Annotated in this window: 16 protein-coding genes; 5 read left to right on the top strand and 11 right to left on the bottom strand. The window is 68.9% G+C overall.

What is annotated here, in order from left to right:
• Positions 1-158 precede the first annotated feature (158 nt).
• From ABZX96_RS33785 to ngcE, 7 genes are all read right to left on the bottom strand, one after another.
• Positions 159-1,463 (bottom strand): sugar ABC transporter permease, encoded by a 1,305-nt coding sequence (locus ABZX96_RS33785; protein ID WP_355551958.1) that lies wholly within the window; start codon positions 1,461-1,463, stop codon positions 159-161.
• A complete protein-coding gene (locus ABZX96_RS33780) occupies positions 1,460-2,251 on the bottom strand; it encodes an ATP-binding cassette domain-containing protein (protein ID WP_355551955.1) in 792 nt (263 codons plus the stop codon). Before ABZX96_RS33780 ends, ABZX96_RS33785 begins: the two co-directional genes overlap by 4 nt.
• A 540-nt stretch (positions 2,252-2,791) precedes the next feature.
• Positions 2,792-3,901, bottom strand: coding sequence for a substrate-binding domain-containing protein (locus ABZX96_RS33775; protein WP_355551952.1), 1,110 nt, complete (start codon positions 3,899-3,901; stop codon positions 2,792-2,794).
• 537 nt (positions 3,902-4,438) lie between these two features.
• Positions 4,439-5,638 carry an ROK family transcriptional regulator gene (locus ABZX96_RS33770; RefSeq protein WP_355551949.1) on the bottom strand — a complete coding sequence of 400 codons (1,200 nt, stop codon included), beginning with the start codon at positions 5,636-5,638 and terminating at the stop codon, positions 4,439-4,441.
• Positions 5,639-6,116: 478 nt separating this feature from the next.
• The gene (locus ABZX96_RS33765; protein ID WP_355551946.1) at positions 6,117-7,055 is read right to left on the bottom strand and encodes a carbohydrate ABC transporter permease; all 939 of its coding nucleotides are present in this window, start codon (positions 7,053-7,055) and stop codon (positions 6,117-6,119) included.
• Complete coding sequence (locus ABZX96_RS33760) at positions 7,056-7,979, bottom strand: sugar ABC transporter permease (RefSeq protein ID WP_355551943.1); 924 nt, start codon at positions 7,977-7,979, stop codon at positions 7,056-7,058.
• Positions 7,980-8,168: 189 nt separating this feature from the next.
• Positions 8,169-9,611, bottom strand: coding sequence for an N-acetylglucosamine/diacetylchitobiose ABC transporter substrate-binding protein (gene ngcE, locus ABZX96_RS33755; protein ID WP_355551941.1), 1,443 nt, complete (start codon positions 9,609-9,611; stop codon positions 8,169-8,171).
• A gap of 394 nt (positions 9,612-10,005) precedes the next feature.
• Between ngcE and ABZX96_RS33750 the strand changes: the two genes are divergently transcribed.
• A complete protein-coding gene (locus ABZX96_RS33750) occupies positions 10,006-13,407 on the top strand; it encodes a GH92 family glycosyl hydrolase (protein ID WP_355551938.1) in 3,402 nt (1,133 codons plus the stop codon).
• A gap of 59 nt (positions 13,408-13,466) precedes the next feature.
• Here ABZX96_RS33750 and ABZX96_RS33745 read toward each other — a convergent pair whose 3' ends face one another.
• Positions 13,467-14,429, bottom strand: coding sequence for a chlorophyllase (locus ABZX96_RS33745; protein WP_355551935.1), 963 nt, complete (start codon positions 14,427-14,429; stop codon positions 13,467-13,469).
• A gap of 171 nt (positions 14,430-14,600) precedes the next feature.
• On the opposite strand from ABZX96_RS33745, the gene ABZX96_RS33740 reads away from it, so the two are divergent.
• A complete protein-coding gene (locus ABZX96_RS33740; RefSeq protein WP_355551933.1) occupies positions 14,601-15,197 on the top strand; it encodes a TetR/AcrR family transcriptional regulator in 597 nt (198 codons plus the stop codon).
• A gap of 68 nt (positions 15,198-15,265) precedes the next feature.
• On the opposite strand, the gene ABZX96_RS33735 is transcribed toward ABZX96_RS33740, so the two are convergent.
• On the bottom strand, positions 15,266-15,469 hold the full coding sequence (locus ABZX96_RS33735; RefSeq protein WP_355551930.1) for a hypothetical protein: 204 nt from the start codon (positions 15,467-15,469) through the stop codon (positions 15,266-15,268).
• Between the two features lie 307 nt (positions 15,470-15,776).
• Between ABZX96_RS33735 and ABZX96_RS33730 the strand changes: the two genes are divergently transcribed.
• Genes ABZX96_RS33730 through ABZX96_RS33720 form a run of 3 tightly spaced genes read left to right on the top strand, consistent with a single transcriptional unit; the run spans position 15,777 to position 17,143 of the window.
• Positions 15,777-16,637 (top strand): helix-turn-helix transcriptional regulator, encoded by an 861-nt coding sequence (locus ABZX96_RS33730; RefSeq protein ID WP_355551927.1) that lies wholly within the window; start codon positions 15,777-15,779, stop codon positions 16,635-16,637.
• Positions 16,638-16,640: 3 nt separating this feature from the next.
• Entirely contained in the window at positions 16,641-16,841 is a 201-nt protein-coding gene (locus ABZX96_RS33725) for a DUF397 domain-containing protein (RefSeq protein WP_355551924.1), read from the top strand.
• Positions 16,842-16,858: 17 nt separating this feature from the next.
• Positions 16,859-17,143, top strand: coding sequence for a DUF397 domain-containing protein (locus ABZX96_RS33720; RefSeq protein ID WP_355551921.1), 285 nt, complete (start codon positions 16,859-16,861; stop codon positions 17,141-17,143).
• A gap of 102 nt (positions 17,144-17,245) precedes the next feature.
• Here ABZX96_RS33720 and ABZX96_RS33715 read toward each other — a convergent pair whose 3' ends face one another.
• Both ABZX96_RS33715 and acnA read right to left on the bottom strand, forming a co-directional pair.
• Entirely contained in the window at positions 17,246-17,947 is a 702-nt protein-coding gene (locus ABZX96_RS33715; protein WP_355551918.1) for a class I SAM-dependent methyltransferase, read from the bottom strand.
• A 136-nt stretch (positions 17,948-18,083) separates the two neighbouring features.
• Complete coding sequence (gene acnA, locus ABZX96_RS33710) at positions 18,084-20,798, bottom strand: aconitate hydratase AcnA (RefSeq protein ID WP_355551915.1); 2,715 nt, start codon at positions 20,796-20,798, stop codon at positions 18,084-18,086.
• Between the last annotated feature and the right edge of the window lie 1,102 nt (positions 20,799-21,900).

The following is a 21,900-nucleotide window of genomic DNA, read 5'->3' as shown; positions in this document are numbered from 1 at the left end:
GACCGAGCGGTGCGTGGGCCGTACGGACGGTGGCGGCCCCGGGTCCGGGCCGGACGGCAGCAGCCCCGGGCACGGGCCGGACGGCGGCAGCCCCAGGTCCGGGCCGCACCGCGGCAGCTCCGGGCGCGGGCCCGCCTCGCCGTCTCCGCGAGCCGCCCCTACGCCCGCCCCGCCGTCTTCTGCGTCCGCCGGGACACCGAGTCGATCACCACGGCGGCCAGCAGCACCGCGCCCGTGATCATGTACTGGACGGCGGAGGCGATCCCGAGCAGCGCCATGCCGGAGGCGATGGACTGGATCACCAGGACGCCCAGCAGGGCCGACCAGGTCTTGCCGCGTCCGCCGAACAGGCTCGTGCCGCCGATGACGGCGGCGGCGATGGCGTTCATCAGGAGGCTGCCGGCGCCGGAGGACTGGTTGGCGGCGTTGATCTGGGAGGCGAGGAACATGCCGCCGAGCGCGGCCATCGTGCCGGCCAGCGCGAAGACCGATATGCGGATGAGCGGCACGTTGATGCCCGCGCGGCTCGCCGCCTCGACGCTGCCGCCGAGGGCGAAGACCTTGCGCCCGTAGGCGGTGCGGCGCAGCACGAAGTCCAGGAGGACCACCACCCCGAGGAAGATCACCACGGCCAGCGGCAGCCCCTTGTACTGGTTGAGCAGCCAGGCCACCACATAGGCGGGCACCGCCAGCACGACCGTGCGCAGCACGATCTCGCTGACCGGGCGGCTGGGCACCCCCGCGGCCTCCCGGCGCCGCGCGTCCAGCAGGGAAAGGCCGAAAAACGCCAGCACGGCGACGGTGGCCAGCCCGTAGGCCGCCGCGATGTCGGTGAAGTAGTAGTTGGTGAGCTGGGCCACCAGGCCGTCGTCGTCGAGGTTGATGGTGCCGTTGGAGCCCAGCACCTGGAGCATCAGGCCGTTCCAGCCCAGCAGGCCCGCCAGGGTGACGACGAAGGCGGGGACGCCGACGCGGGCGAAGAAGAAGCCGTGCACGGCGCCGATGGCGGTGCCGGTCAGCACGGCCAGGATCAGCGCCGGCCACTCCGGCATCCCATTGCTGATGTTCAGGACGGCGAAGACTGCGGCGGCCAGGCCGCTGACCGAGCCCACGGACAGGTCGATCTCGCCCAGGATGAGGACGAAGACGACGCCGACCGCGATCAGGCCGGTGCCGGAGCTGTTGACGAAGAGGTTGGAGAGGTTCTCCGCCCCCAGGAAGGCGGAGTCCTGGAGCTGGAAGACCAGCGCGATGACGATGAGGCCGACGACGACGGGCAGCGAGCCCAGTTCGCCGCTGCGGGTCCGGCGCCGGAACTCCTCCAGGTAGCCCTTGAAACCCCGCTGGCGGACGAGCAGCCGCGGGTCCACGGCGGTGATGGCGCCCTCGGCGGCGGGGGCGGTGTTCGCGAGGGTGCGGACCGGCTCGTCGCCGGGCCCGGACTTCGGGAAGTCGGTGGTCATTTCTGCCGGCCCTCCGCGGAGCGCGCCTTTCGGCGGGTCACGGCGTTGTCCGTGGCGCCGGTGATGGCGGAGACGATCTCTTCCTGGGACGTGGTCTTCACATCGAACGTGCCGTTGTTGCGGCCGAGGCGGAGCACCGCGACCCGATCCGCGACGGCCTTGACGTCGGCCATGTTGTGGCTGATGAGGACGACGCCGAGGCCGCGCTCGCGCAGCCGCTCCACGAGGTCGAGGACCTGCGCCGTCTGCTCGACGCCGAGCGCCGCGGTGGGCTCGTCGAGGATGACGACCTTCGGCTCGCCGAGCAGCGAGCGGGCGATGGCGACGGTCTGCCGCTGGCCGCCGGAGAGCGAGGCGACGGGGATGCGCACGCTCGGGATGCGGATCGAGAGGGTGGCCAGCAGCTCGCGGGCGCGGCGCTCCATCTCGACCTCGTCCAGGACGCCGCCCCGGACGATCTCCCGGCCGAGGAAGAGGTTGCCGACGACGTCGAGGTTGTCGCACAGCGCGAGGTCCTGGTAGACGGTCGCGATGCCCAGTTCCTGGGCGGTGTGGGGGCGGTCGACGATGACCGGGCGCCCCTGCCACTCGATGGTCCCGGCGTCCGCCGGGCCGACCCCGGCGATGGCCTTGACCAGGGTGGACTTACCGGCTCCGTTGTCGCCGACCAGGGCGACGACCTCACCGGAATGGATCTCCAGTTCGACATCGGTGAGCGCCTGGACGGCGCCGAACCTCTTGGAGACCGAGCGCAACGCCAGCACGGGCGGAGCGGACACCTTCATCATCTCCTTCGCCGCCCGACCCGGCGGACCGCCGGTCCGGACGCGGCGGGGCGGCCGGGACCCGGACGGGCGACTGCGCCGGTCGGGGGTGCGGGGGGACCGGTCCCGGCTGAGGGGAGGGGACCGGTGGGATTGCTTGCGGAGGGCGGGGTGGTGATTGCGGGGGCGGGCGGGTGGCTGTTCCCGCACGCGGGCGGCTGTTCCGTACGCGGGTGGCTGTTTCCGTATGTACGTGGATGGCTGTTCCCGCACGCGGGTGGCTGTTCCCGCACGCGGGTGGCTGTTTCCGTACGTACGCGGAAGGCTGTTCCCGCACGCGGAATGGCCGTTCTGGATGTGGGGCGCCCGGGGCCCTGTGGGCCGGTTTCGTTCGGAGGGCGGGACGTTCCCGGTTCGTACGGAAGCGGGCCCTCACGTGTACGGAAGGTGGAAGCCGTTCGACGTCGTCGGAGGGACGCAGGCATCGGGACGGTCGCCTCCGGGACCGGAAGGCGGGCCGCGATCCGGCCCATGGGCGGGCCCGCCCTCACCGGCACCGGGGGCCTACTTCAGCCCGGCCTTCTCGCACGCCGCAGCGAACTTCGCGGTGCAGATCTCGTCCTTGGTGAAGAAGCCCTCCTGGCCGACGTACTTGCCGATGTCGGCCTTCGTCAGCGCGAAGGGCGTGACGATGATCGCGGGCACCTTCTTGGTGGTGGCGCTGTCCACGGTGGTCTTGGCGATGCCGTCGAGCGACTTGCCCCGAGCCAGGGCGACCGCCATCTCGGCGGCGGCGTCGGCCTCGGGCTGGTACGGCTTGTAGACGCTCATGAACTGCTCGCCGTTCAGGATGCGCTGCACGGCGGAGAGCTCCGCGTCCTGGCCGGTGACCGGCGGCAGCTTGGTGAATCCGGCGCTCTTGAGGGCGGTGATGATGCCGCCGGCCATGCCGTCGTTGGCGGAGTAGACGCCGACGATCTGGTCCTTGCCGAGCGAGGAGATGGCGCCCTTCATGTTCTCGTTGGCGTTCTCCGGCTTCCACTCCTTGGTGTCGTACTCGCGGCCGATCTTCACCTTGCCGTCGAGCACGGAGTGGGCGCCGTCCTTGTACATCTTGGCGTTCGGGTCGGTGATCGACCCGTTCATCATGACGATCTGGCCCTTCGCCGCGTTCGCGCCGAGTTCCTTCAGCAGCGACTCGCCCTGGATCCTGCCGACCCGCTCGTTGTCGACGGAGGTGTAGGCCTTGATCGGCCCCTCGGCCAGCCGGTCGTAGGCGACGACGGGGATGCCCTTGCTGTCGGCCTTCTTGACCGAGGCGGCTATGGACTTGGCGTCCACCGCGTCCAGGATCAGCACGTCGACCTTCTTGGTGATCAGCGTGTCGACCTGCTGCTGCTGGACGGAGGGGTCCTGCTTGGCGTTCTCGTACAGGATCTCGGTGTCCTGGCCCGCCAGCTCGCGGACCTTCTTCTCGATCAGCGGTTTGTCGAAGCGCTCGTAGCGCGCGGTCTGGTTCTCCGGCAGGAGCAGGCCGATGGTCAGCGGCCCCTTCGTGTCCTTCTTGCCACCGCCGTCACCGCCGGCTTCCTTCGCGGAACCACAGGCGGCGAGTCCGGCCGCCATCGAGACGGCGGCCACGGTCACGGCAGCACGACGCAGGTGCGTGTTCACTCCGAACCTCCCTGACGAGGCCGCGTCGTTGCGGCCGAGGTGGCTGGAAGTCAACTCGGCGCCTTGCACAGGGTCAAGCAGTAAATACTTAACGAGATGACAACGATGCCATGTGTTAGCCAGGTGAACTCAGGGTGCGGTTCTCGCGCCCTGGGCGCCGCCCTTCACGCGCTGCCGGCAGTTCCCGTGCGGCGGTGACGGCGACAGGCACCACTTCCTGCCACGATCACCACTTTCTGCCACGGCGGACGCTTCCCGCCACGACGGGCACTCCATGCCACGACCACCGCGTTCTGCCGCGACGGACGCTTCCTGCCACCATGACCGCCGCTTCCTGCCACCACGGACGCTTCCTGCCATCACGACCACCGCTTCCTGCCACCACGGACGCGCCCCACTGCCGCCCGCGCCCGGGGCACACCGCTCACCGTGGCCGCGACGGACACATCCCGCGCCCCGGCTCCGACCGGCCGTATGCGGACCCCCACCGGAACGCCGACGCAGCCGCCGGCAGAACCCGCTCGCCCCCCTCCCCCCTCACGCCAACGCCGGCGCCTCCGCCGTCAGCGCGCCCTCCAGCAGCGTGGAATCCCCCATCTCGCTCAGCACCAGCGCCAGCGCGCCCAGCACCTCCGCCCGGCCGCCCAGCGTGCCCGGCACGATCGCGAGCTGCCGCGCCGCGCTGGGGATCGCGTACCGCGACACGGACTCCCTTATGGGCGCCAGCACCAGTTCACCGGCCTCGGCCAGGTCACCGCCGAGCACCACCCGGCTCGGGTTGAGCAGGTTGCACAGGTTGGCCACCCCGCTGCCGATGTGCCGCCCCACATCGGCGATCACCCGGCGGCACCCCGGGTCGCCGTCCCGGGCCAGCCGCACGACCTTCGCCATGGTCAGGTCCGGGCCGTGGCTCGGCTGGAGGAGCGGCAGCACGTAGCGGGCCGCGGTGAACGTCTCCAGGCAGCCGCGGTTGCCGCAGCGGCACACCGGCCCGGACTCGTCGAGCGTGATGTGCCCGATCTCCCCGGCCGTGCCGCCCGGGCCCCGGTAGATCCGGCCGCTGATCACCAGCCCGGCGCCGACGCCGCTGGCGACCTTGATGTACGCGAGGTCGGCGGCGCCCCGCCCGGCGCCCCACACCAGCTCGCCCAGCGCGCCCAGGTTGGCGTCGTTGTCCACGTACACCGGGACGCCCAGCCGCTCGGAGAGCTCCCGGCGCGGGTTGGTGCCGCTCCAGCCCGGCAGGATCGCGGTGGAGCCGAGCGTGCCGGACTCCACGTCGATGGGGCCGGGGACGCCCAGGCCCACGCCGATGACCTTGTCCGGGCCGATGCCGGTCGCCGCGACCAGCTGGTTGACCAGGTGCTCGGCCCGGTCGAACCCTTCGGCGGCGGAGGCGTCCACGTCGATCGGCTCGGTCTCCTCGGCGAGCACCTGGTGCGCGAGGTTGCCGACCGCGACCCGCAGGTGGGAGTGGCCGAAATCGACGCCGACGACGATGCCGGCGTCCCCGGACAGCGAGACGCTGCGGGCCCGGCGGCCCCCGGCCGAGGTGGGGGTGACCTCGACGGTGCCGCTCTCCTTCAGCTCCCGGACGATGTTGGAGACCGTCGCGGCGGACAGCCCCGTGGTCCGGGCGATCTCCGCCTGGGTGAGCGAACCCGCCATGCGCACGGCACGCACGACCCGCTCCAGATTGGCCCGGTGCAGCGAGGACTGCGACCCCGGAGTCTCCATGGACTCATCCACTCCCACCTAGGGCGCCCGGCACGACGGCCGGCCGCCGGGGCCGGACCGCTTCACTGAGGCCCGGCCACTGTCTCCAACATGTGAATCTAAGCTGAGCCGCCCGGGTCGTATCTCGTCAAGTCCTGCTACGGCCGGGTTCGGGGCCCGGGCCGCGGGCGGGCCAGCCGCCGCCCCCCGCGGCTCCGAACGGCCACGAGGCTGCCGCCACCCGCGGCGCGAGCCGAACGGCCCCGGAACCGGACGACGAGGGAGCCGCCACCCACCACCAGGCCGAACGACGACGGACGCCCCCACCCCGAAGCCGAACAACGTCGACAGGGCCGCCACCCGCCGCCAACCCGAACGACGACGGACGCCCCCACCGCGAACGGGCCGCCCCCGGCCCGTACCGAAGGGCGGCCCCAGAACCCGCGCGAGCGGCGACGTCACACCACCGCCGCGCCCGCCTCACCGCCCGCCGCCGCGCTCACTTCAACGCCCCCGCCGTCAGCCCCGCCACCACCTGCCGCTGGAAGATGATGTACGCGCCCAGGACGGGCAGCATGGCGATCGTCAGGCCGGCGAACAGGCCCGACCAGTCGCCCTTGTACCCCTGGCTGACCGCGAGGGCGACCAGGCCCTGGGTCAGCATCTTGCGGTCGGGGTCGCCGACGTTGAGCACCGTGGGCAGCAGGTACTGGTTCCACTGGCCCAGGAAGTTGAAGATGCCGACGCTGATCAGCCCGGGCTTGGCCATCGGCAGCATGACCTGGAAGAACGTCCGGGTGTGGGAGGCCCCGTCGATGAGGGCGGCCTCGGCCACCGACGTCGGCAGGGTCCGGAAGAAGCCGCTCAGGAAGAACACCGTGAAGGGCAGAGAGTAGGCGATGTAGACGAGGATCAGCCCGTGGTAGGTGTCCAGCAGCGCCATGTTCTTCATGACGAAGAAGAGCGGGACCAGCGCCAGGATGATCGGGAAGCCCATGCCGCCGACGAACAGGAAGTAGATGAAGCGGTTGCCCCGGAACTCGAAGCGGGCCAGCACGTAGGCCGCCATCGACCCGAGCAGCATGGTGCCGATCAGCGACCCGCCCACCACGATCAGCGAGTTCGCGAAGTACTGGCCCATGTTGGCCTTGTCCCAGGCGCGGGCCCAGTTCTCGAAGTGCAGCACCGAGGGCAGGCCCCACGGTGATCCGAAGATCTCGCCGTCGTCCTTGAAGGAGCTCACCACCGCCCACAGCAGCGGCATGGTGACGAGCAGCCCCCAGATGACCAGGACGCCGTGGGAGAAGACGTTCAGGACGCGGCCCTCGCCGCCGCCTGCCGGAGTTCCGCCCCCGGGCTTCCCGCCGGGTGCGGGGGCGGCCGGTGCGCCGCCCTTCGTCACGCCCGGGAGTTCCGAGGGGTTGATCTGCGCGGTCATTCAGAACTCCAGTCGCTCGCGCCGGCCCAGCCGCATGACCACGGCCGCGAAGATGAGGGTCACGATCAGCAGGGAGACGCCGATGGCGGTGGCGTATCCGGCCTGACCGTCGCGGAAGGTCTTCTGGTAGACGTACAGCGGCAGGACCTCGGTGGAGTAGTCGGGTCCGCCCGGCCCGACGCTCATGATCTGCACGAACGCGAAGGCGGACACGTCCAGGGCCAGGATGCCCATGTAGATCCAGCCGGTCTGCACGGTGTCCCAGAGCAGCGGCAGGGTGATCCGGAAGAACGTGTTGAAGCGGTTGGCGCCGTCCAGCAGCGCGGCTTCGTAGAAGTCCTTCGGTATGGAACTCATGCCGGCGGAGAAGAGCACGACATAGAAACCCACATTGGCCCAGACCATTGCGCCCATGACGCACCACAACGCGAGTTGCGGGTCGCCCAGCCAGTTCGGCTGCACGTTGTCCAGTCCGATGGCCTGGAAAAAGGCGTTCAGCGCGCCGCTCTCCGGGTTGTACGCGAATTGGAAGAGCAGCGCGACGATCGGAATGGACAGCACCTGCGGGAAGAAATACAGGATCTTGTATGCGCCCGAACCGCGGACGCCGCCGATGACCGCCCGCTTTCTGCGCCGGCCGCCGACATTGAGCATGAACGCGAAGAACAGCCCGAGCGAGAGCGTCACCACCGGCAGGAGGAGCAGCAGCAGCACGCTGTTGCCCACGGCGGCCCAGAAGATGTCGTCCTTGAAAAGCCGGACGTAGTTGTCGAAGCCGACCATTTTGAGGTTCGGGCTCAGACCGGTCCAGTCCGTGAAGGAGTAGTAGATCGCCTGGACGAACGGCGAGATCACGAAGATCGCGTAAATCGCCAGCGGGAGGACCAGGAAACCCACGATGAAACGGTATTTACCGTGTTGCATGACTACCGATCCGTTCTCTGACCCGCGGAAGGTACCGTCGCCGTACGCAGGAACCGGGGGCGGGCACCGATTCCCGGGACATCGGAGAGGAGCCGGATATCCCGGTCACCGCCGGTGGCGGAGACCGGAACGCTCCTTTCCGTCCCGGCCGGCGCGCGCCCGGCCCTTCGTCGGCGTTCCGGTCCTCGGTCAGCGCTTGTACTTCTTGACGCTGGAGTCGTCGCGAGTGTCGTCCGCGTATTTCTGGATCTTCTTGATGGCCTCGTCGGGCGTCAGCCGGCCCGCCATCATCTCGCCCAGCGCGCCGACGCCGATCTTTTCTTTCTGGAGGGCGACGTACCAGTCCTGGAGGCGCGGGTTGACGATGTTCTTCCCGGCCTTTTCCAGCGCCTGCTGGGCGGAGTCCAGCCCCGGCGGCAGGGTCAGGCCCGTCGTGCCGCCGTTGAGCGAGGTGAGGGAGGAGACCTGCTTGATGAAGTTCTGCGAGGACTTCTCGCCGAGCATGATCCGCAGCATCTCCATGCCGCCCTCGGGGTTCTTCGCCTGCCGGGGGACGATGTAGGGCTCGCCGCCGGAGGCCCAGATCGTGCCGAAGGGCATCTTGTCCGAGGCCGAGAGGCTGGAGGGGGCGCCAACCGCGAGCTGGAAGTTCGGGTTCTTCTTGATCTGCGTGGCGGACTCGTTCTCCACCCAGGAGCCGTTGGGGATGAACAGCGCCTTGCCCTCGGCCCACGCCTTCTGGGACTGGAGGTGGTCCAGGCCCGGCGAGCCCTTGAGGACGTAGCCCCTCTTGTACAGCTCGTAGTACGCGTCGAAGGCGGCCTTCACCGCCGGGTCCTTCCACGCGTTCGGTTCCAGGTTGTCGATCCGGCGCAGCACCTCTTCGCCGCCGATCTTGGCGATGAACGGGTAGAGGCTGAACGGCAGGTAGTACGGGTACTTGCCGGGGTACGTCCAGCCGGCGATGCCCTTCTTCTTCGCCTTCTCGCACAGCGCGAGCATCTCGTCCCAGGTCTCGGGGTATTCCGCGTCGAGCTTTTGGAGATTGCTCTTGGAGTACCAGACGCCGTACACCGTGTAGGCGTAATAGAGGATCCAGGTCTCCTTGCCGCCGAACTGCCCCATTTCCACCACGCCGGGGCGGAGGGTGTCGCGCACCTTCTTCTTCGGGTCGTCGATCGAGGGGGCGTCGAGCAGCGGGTTGAGGTCGGCGAGCTGGTCCTTGGAAACGAGCGTGCCGAAGTCCATCTGCTCGGCGCCGGAGTTGTCCACGAGGTCCGGGGGGTTGCCGCCGTTGAAGCGCGGCTGGAGGGTGGACTGGATCTTCTGGGTCGAGGTGATTTTGACCTTGCCCTGCGTCTTGGGGAAGGCCTTGACGTATTGCGCCGCGGCGTCCTTGGCGTACTTGTCGCCGAATCCACCGTCGAAGATGACGACGTCCAGCGCCGCGCTGTCATTGACCGCGAGCGGGTTCTTGGCCGATTTCTGGCCCTTGCTCACTTTGTCGCCGCCGCCGTCGTCCCCGCCGCTCGCGCAAGCCGACAGCACGCTCATCGCGGGTACCGCGACGATGCCCAGCGCCGCCGCCCTTTTGATCAGGTCGCGCCGATTGAATTCCGAGGTGGATCCCATGCTCAAGTCCTCGCCTTCTCCAGGACTCAGGCGGTGTACCGGAGCCACCCCGGCACCGCAGGTCAGTTGAAGCTGAGTTGTACGGGATGTGCACCGGGTACGACGGAGAAGCGCGGGACTCCTGCCCCGGGTCGCCCGGGTCCACGGCCTTGTCGGACGGCCGTTCGGACGCCGACAGGTATAGTCCACTTTCCGTCAACTGAGCAAGATCTTCACAGAGTTGACCGGCCATCTTTCCCGAGTTGAGACCTCGTCGACATGCGGCGATTCGGCCTACGGCCTGAATAGCGCACACCCACTCGTCCCCTTGACACCAAAGGGCCCACGCACCTTACTAATCTCTGCACCACGCCACTGACAACGATGTCACCCTTCGTGGAGAGGTCAGGCCCGCGTGCGGCTCAGACACCGGCACAGACCGTTCCCCGGCAGCACCGCCCGCCCCCTCGCGGTCGCGGTCGCCGCCCTGCTCGCTCTCTCGGCGCCCGCCCCCTCGCTCGCGGCACCGCCCCCGTCCCCCGAGGGCCGGTTCGCCTCGTCCTTCGAACCCGGCGACCCCGCCCCCGACTGGACCGACACCGCCGAGACCGCCCCCGACGGCACCCCCAAGGCCGCCGGCGTCACCCCCGAGACCGGCACCGGCCCCGGCATGACCACCCGCCCCGGCACCGGACCCGCCGCCTCCCCCACCGCCAGGGCGAACGCGGGCTTCTCCGGCCGCCACGCCCTGCGCTACGCGGGCACCCACAACGCGACCGGCCCCGCCCACGCGTACAACAAGGTCTTCGACGTCGACCTCCCGGTCACCGCGGCCACGTCCCTCTCCTACGCGGTCTTCCCGGAGATGACCACCACCGACCTCGGCTACCCCGCCACCCACGTCTCCGTCGACCTGGCCTTCACCGACGGCAGCTACCTCAGCGAGCTGACCGCCACCGACCACCACGGCGCCCCGTTGACCCCGCGCGGCCAGGCGGCCTCCAAGACGCTGTACGTCAACCAGTGGAACCGCAAGGAATCCCGGATCGGCGCCGTCGCGGCCGGCCGCGTCATCGACCGCGTCCTCATCGCCTACGACGCCCCCGCCCGCCCGAAGAACACGGCCGTCTTCCGTGGCTGGATCGACGACATCACCATCGGCCCGAAACTGCCAGACCGCCCCCTCCCCCACCTCTCCGACTACGCCGTCACCACCCGTGGCAGCCACTCCAGTGGCAGTTTCTCGCGCGGCAACACCTTCCCCGCCACCGCCGTCCCGCACGGCTTCACCTTCTGGACACCGATCACCAACGCGGGCTCCACGGACTGGCTGTACGAGTACGCGCGCCGCAACAATGCGGACAACCTCCCCACCCTCCAGGCGTTCGGCGCCAGCCACGAACCGAGCCCCTGGATGGGCGACCGCCAAACCTTCCAGGTCATGCCGTCCACCGCCGCCGGCACCCCGGACGCGCGCCGCACCGCCCGCGCCCTCCCCTTCCACCACGCCAACGAGACCGCCCGCCCGCACCACTACGGCGTCACCTTCGACAACGGTCTCAAGACGGAGATCGCCCCCACCGACCACGCGGCCCTGTTCCGTTTCACCTTCCCCGGCCGCGACGCCAACCTGATCTTCGACAACGTCGACAACAAGGGCGGCCTGACCCTCGACCCCGCACGGGGCATCGTCACCGGCTACTCCGACGTCCGCAGCAACCTCTCCGTCGGAGCCACCCGCCTCTTCGTCTACGGCGAGATCGACGCCCCGGTGACCGCCTCCGGCAAGCTCCCCGGGGGCGGGGGCCCGGACGTCACCGGCTACCTGCGCGTGGACCCCGGCGCCGACCGCACCGTCACCCTGCGCCTGGCCACCTCCCTCATCGGCACCGACCAGGCCCGGGCCAACCTCCACCGCGAGATCCCGCCCGGCACGCCGTTCGAACGGATCAAGGCCCGCGCGCGGGCGCAGTGGGACGACCTCCTCGGCCGTATCGAGGTCGAGGGCGCCACCCACGACCAGCGCACCACCCTCTACTCCAGCCTCTACCGGCTGTTCCTGTACCCCAACTCCGGATCGGAGCGCGTCGGTTCCCGCACCCGCTACGCCAGCCCGTTCTCCCCGCCCACCGGCCCGGACACCCCCACCCGCACGGGCGCGAAGATCGTCGACGGCCAGGTCTACGTCAACAACGGCTTCTGGGACACCTACCGCACCACCTGGCCCGCCTACTCCCTGCTCAGCCCCGGGCGGGCGGGCGAGCTGGTGGACGGCTTCGTGCAGCAGTACAAGGACGGCGGCTGGGTCTCCCGCTGGTCCTCCCCCGGCTACGCGGACCTGATGACGGGGACGAGTTCCGACGTGGCCTTCGCCGACGCGTACGCCAAGGGAGTCGACTTCGACGCCGAGGCCGCGTACGACGCCGCCGTCAAGAACGCCACCGTCGCCCCGCCCTCCCCCGGCGTCGGCCGCAAGGGAATGGACACCTCGCCCTTCCTCGGCTACACCTCCACCCGCACCCGCGAGGGCCTGTCCTGGGCGCTGGAGGGCTACCTCAACGACTTCGGCATCGCCCGCATGGGCCGCGCCCTGTACGACAAAACAGGCGAGCGGCGCTACCGCGAGGAATCTGCCTACTTCCTCAACCGCGCCCGCCAGTACGTCCATCTTTTCGACGACCGTGTCGGTTTCTTCCAGGGCAAGGACGAAAACGGCCACTGGCGGCTGCCACCGGACTCCTACGACCCCCGCGTCTGGGGCCACGACTACACCGAGACCAATGGCTGGAGTTACGCGTTCCCCGCTCCCCAGGACACCCGGGGCCTCGCCAACCTCTATGGCGGCCGGTCCGCGCTGGCCAAGAAGCTGGACGCGTACTTCTCCACCCCGGAGACCGGCTCCCGCGAGTTCGCCGGCTCCTACAACAACGTCATCCACGAGATGACCGAGGCCCGCGACGTCCGCATGGGCATGTACGGCCACAGCAACCAGCCCGCCCACCACATCGCATACCTCTATGACGCGGTGGGACAGCCTTCTAAGACGCAGGCGAAAGTCCGCGAAGTCCTCTCCCGCCTCTACCTCGGCAGCGAGATCGGCCAGGGCTACGCGGGCGACGAGGACAACGGCGAGATGTCCGCCTGGTACGTCTTCAGCGCCCTCGGTTTCTACCCGCTGGTGATGGGCTCCCCCGAGTACGCGATCGGCTCCCCGCTCTTCACGAAGGCGACCGTGCACCTGGAGAACGGCCGCGATCTGGTCATCTCCGCGCCGCGCAACAGTGAGCGGAACGTGTACGTGCAGGGCGTGCGGGTGAACGGAAAAGCGTGGAACTCCACGGCGCTGCCGCACGCGTTGCTGGCGCGGGGCGGGACGGTGGAGCTCGCGATGGGGCCAAAGCCGTCGTCCTGGGGGACGGGGCCGGAGTCCGGTCCTTCGTCCATCACCACCGATGACGAGGTGCCCTCGCCGCGTGCGGACGTGACGGTGCCGGGCGGTTCGGCTCTGCTGGACGACACGTCGGCGACGGCGGCCTCGTTCGGCTCCCTCGATCTCCCGGTGGCACCCGGTTCCCGCCGCGTCGCGCAGTACACCCTCACCTCGGCGGACCGGGCCTCGGCCCCCTCGGGCTGGGTGCTCCAGGGCTCACGGGACGGCGAACGATGGCGCGCCGTGGACCGCCGCGCCGACGAGTCCTTCACCTGGGACCACCAGACCCGCGTCTTCACCGTCCGCTCGCCCGGCTCGTACGACCGTTACCGGCTCGTACCGGTGGGCGGGGCGGCGACGCTGGCGGAGGTGGAGTTGCTGGGCTGACCCGCTTCTTTACGGGGTACGGGCCGCGCCGTCCTGCCGGATGGCGCGGCCCGTACCGCTTACCTGGACTCGACGCGTCCGAGCGGGTCGGGTCCGGCGGCCAGCGCGTCGCACGCCGTCTGCCAGGCCGGGTCCCCGGGGGACAGCGCGGTACGGAGGTAGGCCGAGGTGAGCCGCTGGATCACGGACACCCGCGCGGGGTTCTCGTCCGTGGTCTCGGCCACGTCGTATCCGGAGACCCCGCCGAGCCCGTGCTCCGCGTCGAACAGGGTGAGCAGGGACTTCGGCCCCGTGGAGTGGAAGTACGGATCGGCGTGCCACTCCGGGCCGCGCACCGTCAGGTGGGCGGAGTCGTCCTTGTCCCCGATGACCACGAGGGCGGGCGTGGTCATCGTGGAGAAGTCCGTGCCGGACACGAAGGACAGCACTTCCGCCATCTCCTCTGTGAGGGCATCGCCGCCGCTGCCGGGCGCGGCAAGCAGCACGCCCGCCTTGATCCGGGGATCGGCGAGGTCCACTTCCGTCCCGTCCCGCGGATCGACGACCCGCGCGCCCAGCAGCAGGCTCGCGGTGTGCCCGCCCATCGAGTGCCCGGCCACGGCGACCTTGCCGTGGTCCACACGCCCGGCGAGCTGCGGGACGGCGGCCTCGATCTCGTCGAGCCGGTCGAGGACGAGCTTCATGTCCTCGGCCCGCGATCGCCAGTACATGGGCGCCCCGGGGGTGTCGGGAGCCAGGTTCAGCGCCGCGGAGCTGAGGTGGGTGGGCTGGATCACGACGAAGCCGTGCGCCGCCCAGTGGTTGACGAGGGGGGCGTAACCGTTCAGCGAGGACAGGTGGTTCGAGTAACCCTGACCGTGCGACAGGAGGATGACCGGCAGCCCGGTACCGGTCACCGGCGCGGAGACACGCACCTCCAGGTCCACGGCCCGGCCGGGAGTCGGCAGCACCACCGGGGCGACCGAGAGGACCGGAGCGGGTGAGCCGAAGGCATCGGCGGCGCGAGTCGGTTCGTTCGTCATGCGGGTTTCCCTTCGATGGCCTCTGCCGCCGGACTCATACGGTCGGCGGCAGGTGAGGGGCAGGAACGCCCAGAGCGCCCGGTTCGACTAGACTGGAACCGGAACGACGTTCCGCTTAGAACATACGGAGCAGCGTTCCGCTTTGTCAACGACCGCTGAAAGGGGAGCGCGATGCCCACCACAGACAAGCCCGGGGAGACGCCGGCCCGCAGCAAACGGGCCGACGCATTGCGCAATCAGCAGACGCTGCTCACCGCCGCCGCCGAGGTGTTCGTCACCTCCGGCGTCGATGCCCCCATCCGCGAGATCGCGGCCAAAGCGGGCGTCGGGATGGGGACGATCTACCGCCACTTCCCGACCCGGGCGGACCTTGTCGTCGCCGTCTACCGCCACCAGGTCGAGGCCTGCGCCGAGGCCGGCCCGACCCTGCTGGCCGCCGCCGACTCCCCGTTCTCGGCACTCCGCCAGTGGGTCGGCCTCTTCGTCGACTTCCTGGTCACCAAGCACGGCCTCGCCAACGCGATGCAGTCGGACAGCAGCGGCTTCGCGGCGCTGCACACCTATTTCCTGGACCGCCTGGTGCCCGTCTGCGGGCAGTTGCTCGACGCGGCGGCCGACGCCGACGAAATTCGGCCGGGCACGCGGCCCTACGAGCTGATGCGCGGCATCGGCAATCTCTGCATCGGCCGCGACAGCGATCCGCGTTATGATCCGCGCCGTTTGATCGAGCTGCTTTTGCAGGGGCTGCGGCGGACGCAGGCCTCCTGACGACAACCAACGACGTGGGCCGCACCGCCCCTACGGGGGGCAGTGCGGCCCGCGCGCGTTTCCGCACGTCAGATGAAAGTCGGCTCCCTCGCCTCGGCGAACCACACCAATCGCGCCGTGACGCCGGGCTCCTGACCGAACCACCACACCGCACGCTCGGCCGACCCGAGACTGAACCGACGTCGACCGCCGACCCCGACGACGTCCGCACCCCCGTCCTCGTAGGCCATGCCCCAGGCCGCGACTTCACCGTCCGCGACGCCGTTGTCCATGTCGTACTCCCGCACTACGGCGAAAAGGCGGGGAGCGAGTCCGAGAGCGAGGTCGCACAGTGCTCTGCCAAAGTCGGATGGCTCCGATGAGGAGTTCTGCGGGGATACGGTTGCCACGGCAATCTCCTGTCCGTAGGAGGAGTTGGGCATCTTCGGCGTTCCGGGATTCGACGGCCACGCCGGTGTGTCGCGTGTCACACTGTAGCCCTCTCATTGAATGCTTTACATCGATTGCATTGCATCCCTTACAGATTCACCCCTTTGGGGGGAGCAAGGATGCTTTGTGCGTACAAGAGAGGCGAGGACGATGCCGCCGAACAACCCACCTACAGCCCGACGGCAACGCTTGGGCGCCGAACTGCGGAAGCTCCGCGAACGCGCGGGGATGTCGGCGACGGCCGCGGCCGGACTGCTGGGTGGCAACCAAGCCCAGATCAGCAACATCGAGTCGGGTCGCCACGGAGTGAGCGCGGAGCGCGTCCGCACACTGGCCTGCAATTACGCGTGCACGGATGAGGCGCTGATCAACGCCCTGGTGGGCATGACCGGTGAGCGGGGACGGCACTGGTGGGAGGAATACCGGGGGATTCTGCCCGTCGGGCTGCTGGATCTTGCCGAGTTGGAGCATCACGCGGTGGCCTTGCGGGTCGCCTACACGATGCACATTCCCGGATTGCTGCAGACTCCAGAGCATGCCCGCACGATCTTCCGGCAGGTCGTTCCTTCTCTTCCGCCTCATGAGGTGGAGCATCGAGTTTCGCACCGCATCAAGCGACAAGTCATCCTGTTCGGAGACAAGTCCACACCCTTGACCGCCGTCATTCATGAGGCTGCTTTGAGGATGATGTTCGGCGGGCCAGAGATAGCCCGAGACCAACTCAGGCATGTCCTGGATATGAGTGAGCACGAGCACATCACCATCAGGGTCATCCCATTCAGCATCGGCGCGTTCCCTGGCTCGGGCCAGTCCGTTTTTTACGCAGTCGGTCCCGTGCCGCAGCTCGACACGGTTGAACTGGATCAGTCACATGGTCCGGTGCTGATCGACGCGGAAGCACAACTGCACAGGTATCGAATGCTTCTGAACCAACTCGAAGGTGTGGCCTTGGCGGAAGCAGAGTCGCGGACGTTCATCCACAAAATCGCGCAAAACCTGGGAAAGGTGTAGTACATGCACATCGCCGATTGGCAAACGTCTTCCCACTGCGGCGAGGGCGAAGCATGCGTCAGTGTCGCCACCGGAAGTGTCCGCCACACCATCCGACTCCGCGAGAGTGAGAATCCGGAGGTGGTCCTCACCATCTCTCGGACCGCCCTGCGTGGTCTCGTACTCGTCACCAAACTAGACGAGTTGGGTCCCCAGTCCCCATGATGCAAAAGGGAACGAACGTGTCTGCGCATACCTGGCAGAAATCCTCGTACAGCGCCCAAGGAGCAAACTGCTTCTGCGTCGCCGTGACTGACCAACCGCACGAGCGCCAGACAGGTGGCTGGCAAAAGTCCTCGTACAGCGCCCAAGGAGCCACTTGCTTTTACGTCGCCGCACAGAGCGACCGCACAATCCTTCTCCGCGAGAGCGACGACCCGCACGTCATCGTCACCACCACTCAGGGCGCCTTCCGTGGCCTCGTACGCACCACCAAGTCCGGCGCCCACGACCACTCCCATCACTGACACCAATCAGCGCAACCGGGCTGCACCGCCCCCGGGTGGTGCAGCCCACTCCTGTGCCGTTCCACCGTGCGTGCCCGCCCCCCGAAACGGCGGACAGCCGGATCACTGGGTGCTCTCGCCCCCACCCGCTGAAGCCCTCCACACCATCCCCAACGCAAACCCCAGGTCCTCGAACCGAGCCCCCGGAAAGACGCTCCCGTAAAGCTCCCGGAACTGCTCGCGCGACAGATAGCGATCGCTGAGCAAGTACGCCAACCAGGGGCGGCTGTGCCAGAAGCGGAGCTGGAACCAGGCGTCGCGCAGCCCCACCCTCCGGATCTCGCCCGGGAAATTCCACAGGGCGGGCCAGGTGTACGCCGCACGCGGCGGGGTCGGGTGGCGGTCGCTGACGTTGTCGATCAGGGCGACGGTGCCGCCGGGGCGGACGAGGGCCTTCAGGTGCTCCAGTCCCGCGCGGTAGTCCTCCAGGTGGTGCAGCGTCGTGTGGCTGTAGACCAGGTCGAAGCCGTCCTCGTCGTCCAGAGCGAACAGGTCCCGCACCACGTAGCGGATGTTGGGCCGGGATCGCTTGGCTCGGGCGATCTCGATCAAAGGAGCGCTCAGGTCGAGACCGACGACTTCCCCGAAGTGGTCCGCCAGGGCTTCGGCCGCGTGGCCGGAGCCGCAGCCGGCGTCGAGGGCGCGTTCGCCTTTCAGGCCGAGGCCGCGCAGCCAGGCGGTGTTCTGCCCGGGGAGCAGGGTCACGAAGCGGTCGTAGTCGAGGGCGAACCGGTCGAAGGACTGGGGGTCGGCTATCTGCGTCATGCTTCCACCTACACGGACCGGCGCGGCTCATGCAAAGGGCCGTCCGGCGAACACCCCGGCACGCGGACGGGCCGCACCCCCCGCTCTCGCAGGGGATGCGGCCCGTCGCCGTACGCGGTGACCGAACTGCCGCCGCTTACTTGCGGATCAGCGAGCGCAGCACGTACTGCATGATGCCGCCGTTGCGGTAGTAGTCGGCCTCGCCGGGGGTGTCGATGCGGACCTTGGCGTCGAACTCCACCTCGCCCGCCTTGACCTTGACGGTCTCGGGGATGCCGCCGTCGTTGAGGGCGGTGATGCCGGTGATGGAGAAGGTCTCCTCGCCGGTCAGGCCGAGCGAGTCGGCGGAGGCGCCCTCGGGGAACTGGAGGGGGAGGACGCCCATGCCGATCAGGTTCGAGCGGTGGATGCGCTCGTAGGACTCGGCGATGACGGCCTTGACGCCCAGCAGCGCGGTGCCCTTGGCCGCCCAGTCGCGGGACGAGCCGGAGCCGTACTCCTTGCCCGCCAGGATGACCAGCGGGATGCCGGCGGCCTGGTAGTTCTGCGACGCGTCGTAGATGAAGGAGACCGGGCCGCCGTCCTTGGTGAAGTCGCGGGTGAAGCCGCCCTCGGTGCCCGGCGCGATCTGGTTGCGCAGGCGGATGTTGGCGAAGGTGCCGCGGATCATGACCTCGTGGTTGCCACGGCGGGAGCCGTAGGAGTTGAAGTCGCGACGCTCGACGCCGTGCTCGGTGAGGTACTTGCCGGCCGGGGTGTCGGCCTTGATCGCACCGGCCGGGGAGATGTGGTCGGTGGTGACCGAGTCGCCCAGCTTGGCCAGGACGCGGGCGCCCTCGACGTCGGTGACCGGGGTGGTCTCCATCGTCATGCCCTCGAAGTACGGGGGCTTGCGGACGTAGGTGGACTCGGGGTCCCACTCGAAGGTGTTGCCGGTCGGGATCGGCAGGGACTGCCACTGCTGGTCGCCCGCGAAGACGTCCGCGTAGGACTTGGAGAACATGTCCTCGCCGATGGCGTTGGCCACGACGTCGTTGACCTCGGCCTCGGTGGGCCAGATGTCCTTGAGGTAGACCGGGTTGCCGTCCTTGTCGGTGCCCAGCGCCTCGGTGGTGATGTCCACCTTCATGGAGCCGGCGATGGCGTACGCGACGACCAGCGGCGGGGACGCCAGGTAGTTCATCTTGACGTCGGGGTTGATCCGGCCCTCGAAGTTGCGGTTGCCGGAGAGCACCGAGGTGACCGCGAGGTCGTTCTCGTTGATCGCCTTCGAGATCTCCTCGTCCAGCGGACCGGAGTTGCCGATGCAGGTGGTGCAGCCGTAGCCGACGAGGTTGAAGCCCAGCTTGTCCAGGTAGGGCGTCAGGTTCGCCTTGTCGAAGTAGTCGGTGACGACCTTCGAGCCCGGGGCGAGGGTGGTCTTGACCCACGGCTTGCGGGTCAGGCCCTTCTCCACGGCCTTCTTGGCCACCAGCGCGGCGGCGACCATGACGTAGGGGTTCGAGGTGTTGGTGCAGGAGGTGATCGCGGCGACCGTGACGGCGCCGTGGTCGATCTCGTACACCGAACCGTCGGCGGCCGTGACCTGGACCGGCTTGCTCGGCACGCCGTTGGAGACGGCCGGGGCGTCGGAGGCCGGGAAGGACTCCTTGCCCGCCTCGTCCTGGTCGGCCTCCACGTAGTTGTGGATGTCGCGGGCGAACTGCGCCTTGGCCTCGGCCAGGACGATGCGGTCCTGCGGGCGCTTCGGGCCGGCGATCGACGGGACGACCGTCGAGAGGTCCAGCTCCAGCTTCTCGGAGAAGTCCGGCTCGGCGGCCGGGTCCAGCCACAGGCCCTGCTCCTTGGCGTACGCCTCGACCAGGGCGACCTGCTGCTCGCTGCGGCCGGTGAGCTTCAGGTAGTTCAGGGTCTCGTCGTCGATCGGGAAGATCGCGGCGGTGGAGCCGAACTCCGGCGACATGTTGCCGATGGTGGCGCGGTTGGCCAGCGAGGTGGCGGCGACGCCCTCGCCGTAGAACTCCACGAACTTGCCGACGACACCATGCTTGCGCAGCATCTCGGTGATGGTCAGCACCAGGTCGGTGGCGGTGGTGCCGGGCTTGAGCTCGCCGGTCAGCTTGAAGCCCACCACGCGCGGGATGAGCATGGAGACCGGCTGGCCCAGCATCGCGGCCTCGGCCTCGATGCCGCCGACGCCCCAGCCCAGCACGCCCAGGCCGTTGACCATGGTGGTGTGCGAGTCGGTGCCGACGAGGGTGTCGGGGTACGCCTGACCGTTGCGGACCATGACGGTACGGGCCAGGTGCTCGATGTTGACCTGGTGGACGATGCCGGTGCCCGGGGGGACGACCTTGAACTCGTCGAAGGCGGTCTGGCCCCAGCGCAGGAACTGGTAGCGCTCCTTGTTGCGGCCGTACTCCAGCTCCACGTTCTGCACGAAGGAGTCCGGGGTGCCGAACTTGTCCGCGATGACGGAGTGGTCGATGACCAGCTCGGCCGGGGCCAGCGGGTTGATGCGCGCCGGGTCGCCGCCGAGCTCCTTGACGGCCTCACGCATGGTGGCGAGGTCCACCACGCAGGGGACGCCGGTGAAGTCCTGCATGATCACGCGGGCCGGCGTGAACTGGATCTCCTGGCTGGGCTGGGCGCTCGCGTCCCAGTTGCCCAGCGCCCGGATGTGGTCGGCGGTGATGTTCGCGCCGTCCTCGGTACGGAGCAGGTTCTCCAGCAGCACCTTGAGGCTGTAGGGAAGGCGGGCGGAGCCCTCGACCTTGTCCAGCCTGAAGATCTCGTACGACTCGTCGCCCACCTGCAGCGTGCTGCGGGCGTCGAAGCTGTTCGCCGACACGACAGTCTCCTTCATGCATGAATTCGCGCGTACCACCGCGATCCTGCCCGTCCCGGATTCTCACCGTTCTACTGAGGTAAGGCTTAGTTAGGTATGCCTAAGTAAATAAGCCTTACCGAGCGCGGCATGGTACGCCTCGGAACAGATATCTCGATGTCGAGATAACTCTAATACATCGTCGGGGTGAGGTCATGTGGGGACGGGCCACCTGATCTTTCGCGGTGAAGGGTGAGTGGCCGTTGCGGCCTGGCTGTCCGGGGAGGCGGTGGGGAAACGGTTACGCGTGCACGGCGATGCTGCGCTGGGCGCCTTCGACCTGGCCTTCTTCGGCGGTGGGTGGTGTCGGCGGCTCGCGGTGGATGCCGGGTGGGACGTCCGGTTCGAGGGGGTGGCGCCGGTGCGTGGGTTCCGCTGGGAGGAGGGTGACCGCAGTTTCCCGGGCTGGTGCTACGCGGTGACGGCCGGGGGCCATGTGGGCTACGCGTCGTGGCCGGAGCGGGACCGGCCGATGTGGCCGGAGCGAGACCAGCCGATGTGGCCGGAGCGAGACCGGCCGATCCTGCCAGAGTTCGCCCCCGGACGGGGTGGGGGTCCCCTTCCGGCCATTTTGGCTGCACCTGCGCGAGGGGACGAGAGGCGGTGGCGTGTGCCTGGCTGTTCTCGTGCGGCTGTTTTCGTTTGGCTGTTCCCGTTGGCTGTTCTCGTTCGACTGTTTCCGTTCGGCCGTTCTCGTGCGGCTGTTTCCGTTCGGCCGTTCCCGTTCGGCCGTTCCCGTTGGCTGTTTTCGTTGGCTGTTTTCGTTCGGTCGGCCGATGGGTCGTCAGCCGCTTGGCGTTGTGCGGTGCGGGCAGGGTGACCGATCCGGACTGCTGGTTGCCGTTGGTGTTGGCAACCGTGGGTGGGGATTCGGGCCGCTTAGGGCTACGGGTCCGGGCTCGTGTCGGTTGGCGAGTGGAGCGGTACAGTCGAACGCAGCGACCCCTCTGCGGCAGCCCGGACGCACAGTCCGAAGCCCGGACGGACAGCCCGAGAAGAAGTCGGCCTCGTCGTCTCGTCGGCCCGGCTGCCGGCCGTCGGCAACGCCCCTCTTGGTCAGGGGCCG

The sequence above is a fragment of the Streptomyces sp. NPDC003077 genome (assembly GCF_040611095.1).
Classification (GTDB): domain Bacteria; phylum Actinomycetota; class Actinomycetes; order Streptomycetales; family Streptomycetaceae; genus Streptomyces.
The sequence above is the reverse complement of the archived record's forward strand: the minus strand, read 5'-3'. Positions and strand labels throughout refer to the sequence as shown.

Excerpts from the sequence above, each read along its gene's own strand:
- ABZX96_RS33785 (WP_355551958.1), bottom strand. The coding sequence starts at position 1,463 with ATGACCACCGACTTCCCGAAGTCCGGGCCCGGCGACGAGCCGGTCCGC.
- ABZX96_RS33780 (WP_355551955.1), bottom strand. The coding sequence starts at position 2,251 with ATGATGAAGGTGTCCGCTCCGCCCGTGCTGGCGTTGCGCTCGGTCTCC.
- ABZX96_RS33770 (WP_355551949.1), bottom strand. The coding sequence starts at position 5,638 with ATGGAGACTCCGGGGTCGCAGTCCTCGCTGCACCGGGCCAATCTGGAG.
- ABZX96_RS33765 (WP_355551946.1), bottom strand. The coding sequence starts at position 7,055 with ATGACCGCGCAGATCAACCCCTCGGAACTCCCGGGCGTGACGAAGGGC.
- ABZX96_RS33760 (WP_355551943.1), bottom strand. The coding sequence starts at position 7,979 with ATGCAACACGGTAAATACCGTTTCATCGTGGGTTTCCTGGTCCTCCCG.
- ngcE (WP_355551941.1), bottom strand. The coding sequence starts at position 9,611 with ATGGGATCCACCTCGGAATTCAATCGGCGCGACCTGATCAAAAGGGCG.
- ABZX96_RS33745 (WP_355551935.1), bottom strand. The coding sequence starts at position 14,429 with ATGACGAACGAACCGACTCGCGCCGCCGATGCCTTCGGCTCACCCGCT.
- ABZX96_RS33740 (WP_355551933.1), top strand. The coding sequence starts at position 14,601 with ATGCCCACCACAGACAAGCCCGGGGAGACGCCGGCCCGCAGCAAACGG.
- ABZX96_RS33735 (WP_355551930.1), bottom strand. The coding sequence starts at position 15,469 with ATGGACAACGGCGTCGCGGACGGTGAAGTCGCGGCCTGGGGCATGGCC.
- ABZX96_RS33730 (WP_355551927.1), top strand. The coding sequence starts at position 15,777 with ATGCCGCCGAACAACCCACCTACAGCCCGACGGCAACGCTTGGGCGCC.
- ABZX96_RS33725 (WP_355551924.1), top strand. The coding sequence starts at position 16,641 with ATGCACATCGCCGATTGGCAAACGTCTTCCCACTGCGGCGAGGGCGAA.
- ABZX96_RS33715 (WP_355551918.1), bottom strand. The coding sequence starts at position 17,947 with ATGACGCAGATAGCCGACCCCCAGTCCTTCGACCGGTTCGCCCTCGAC.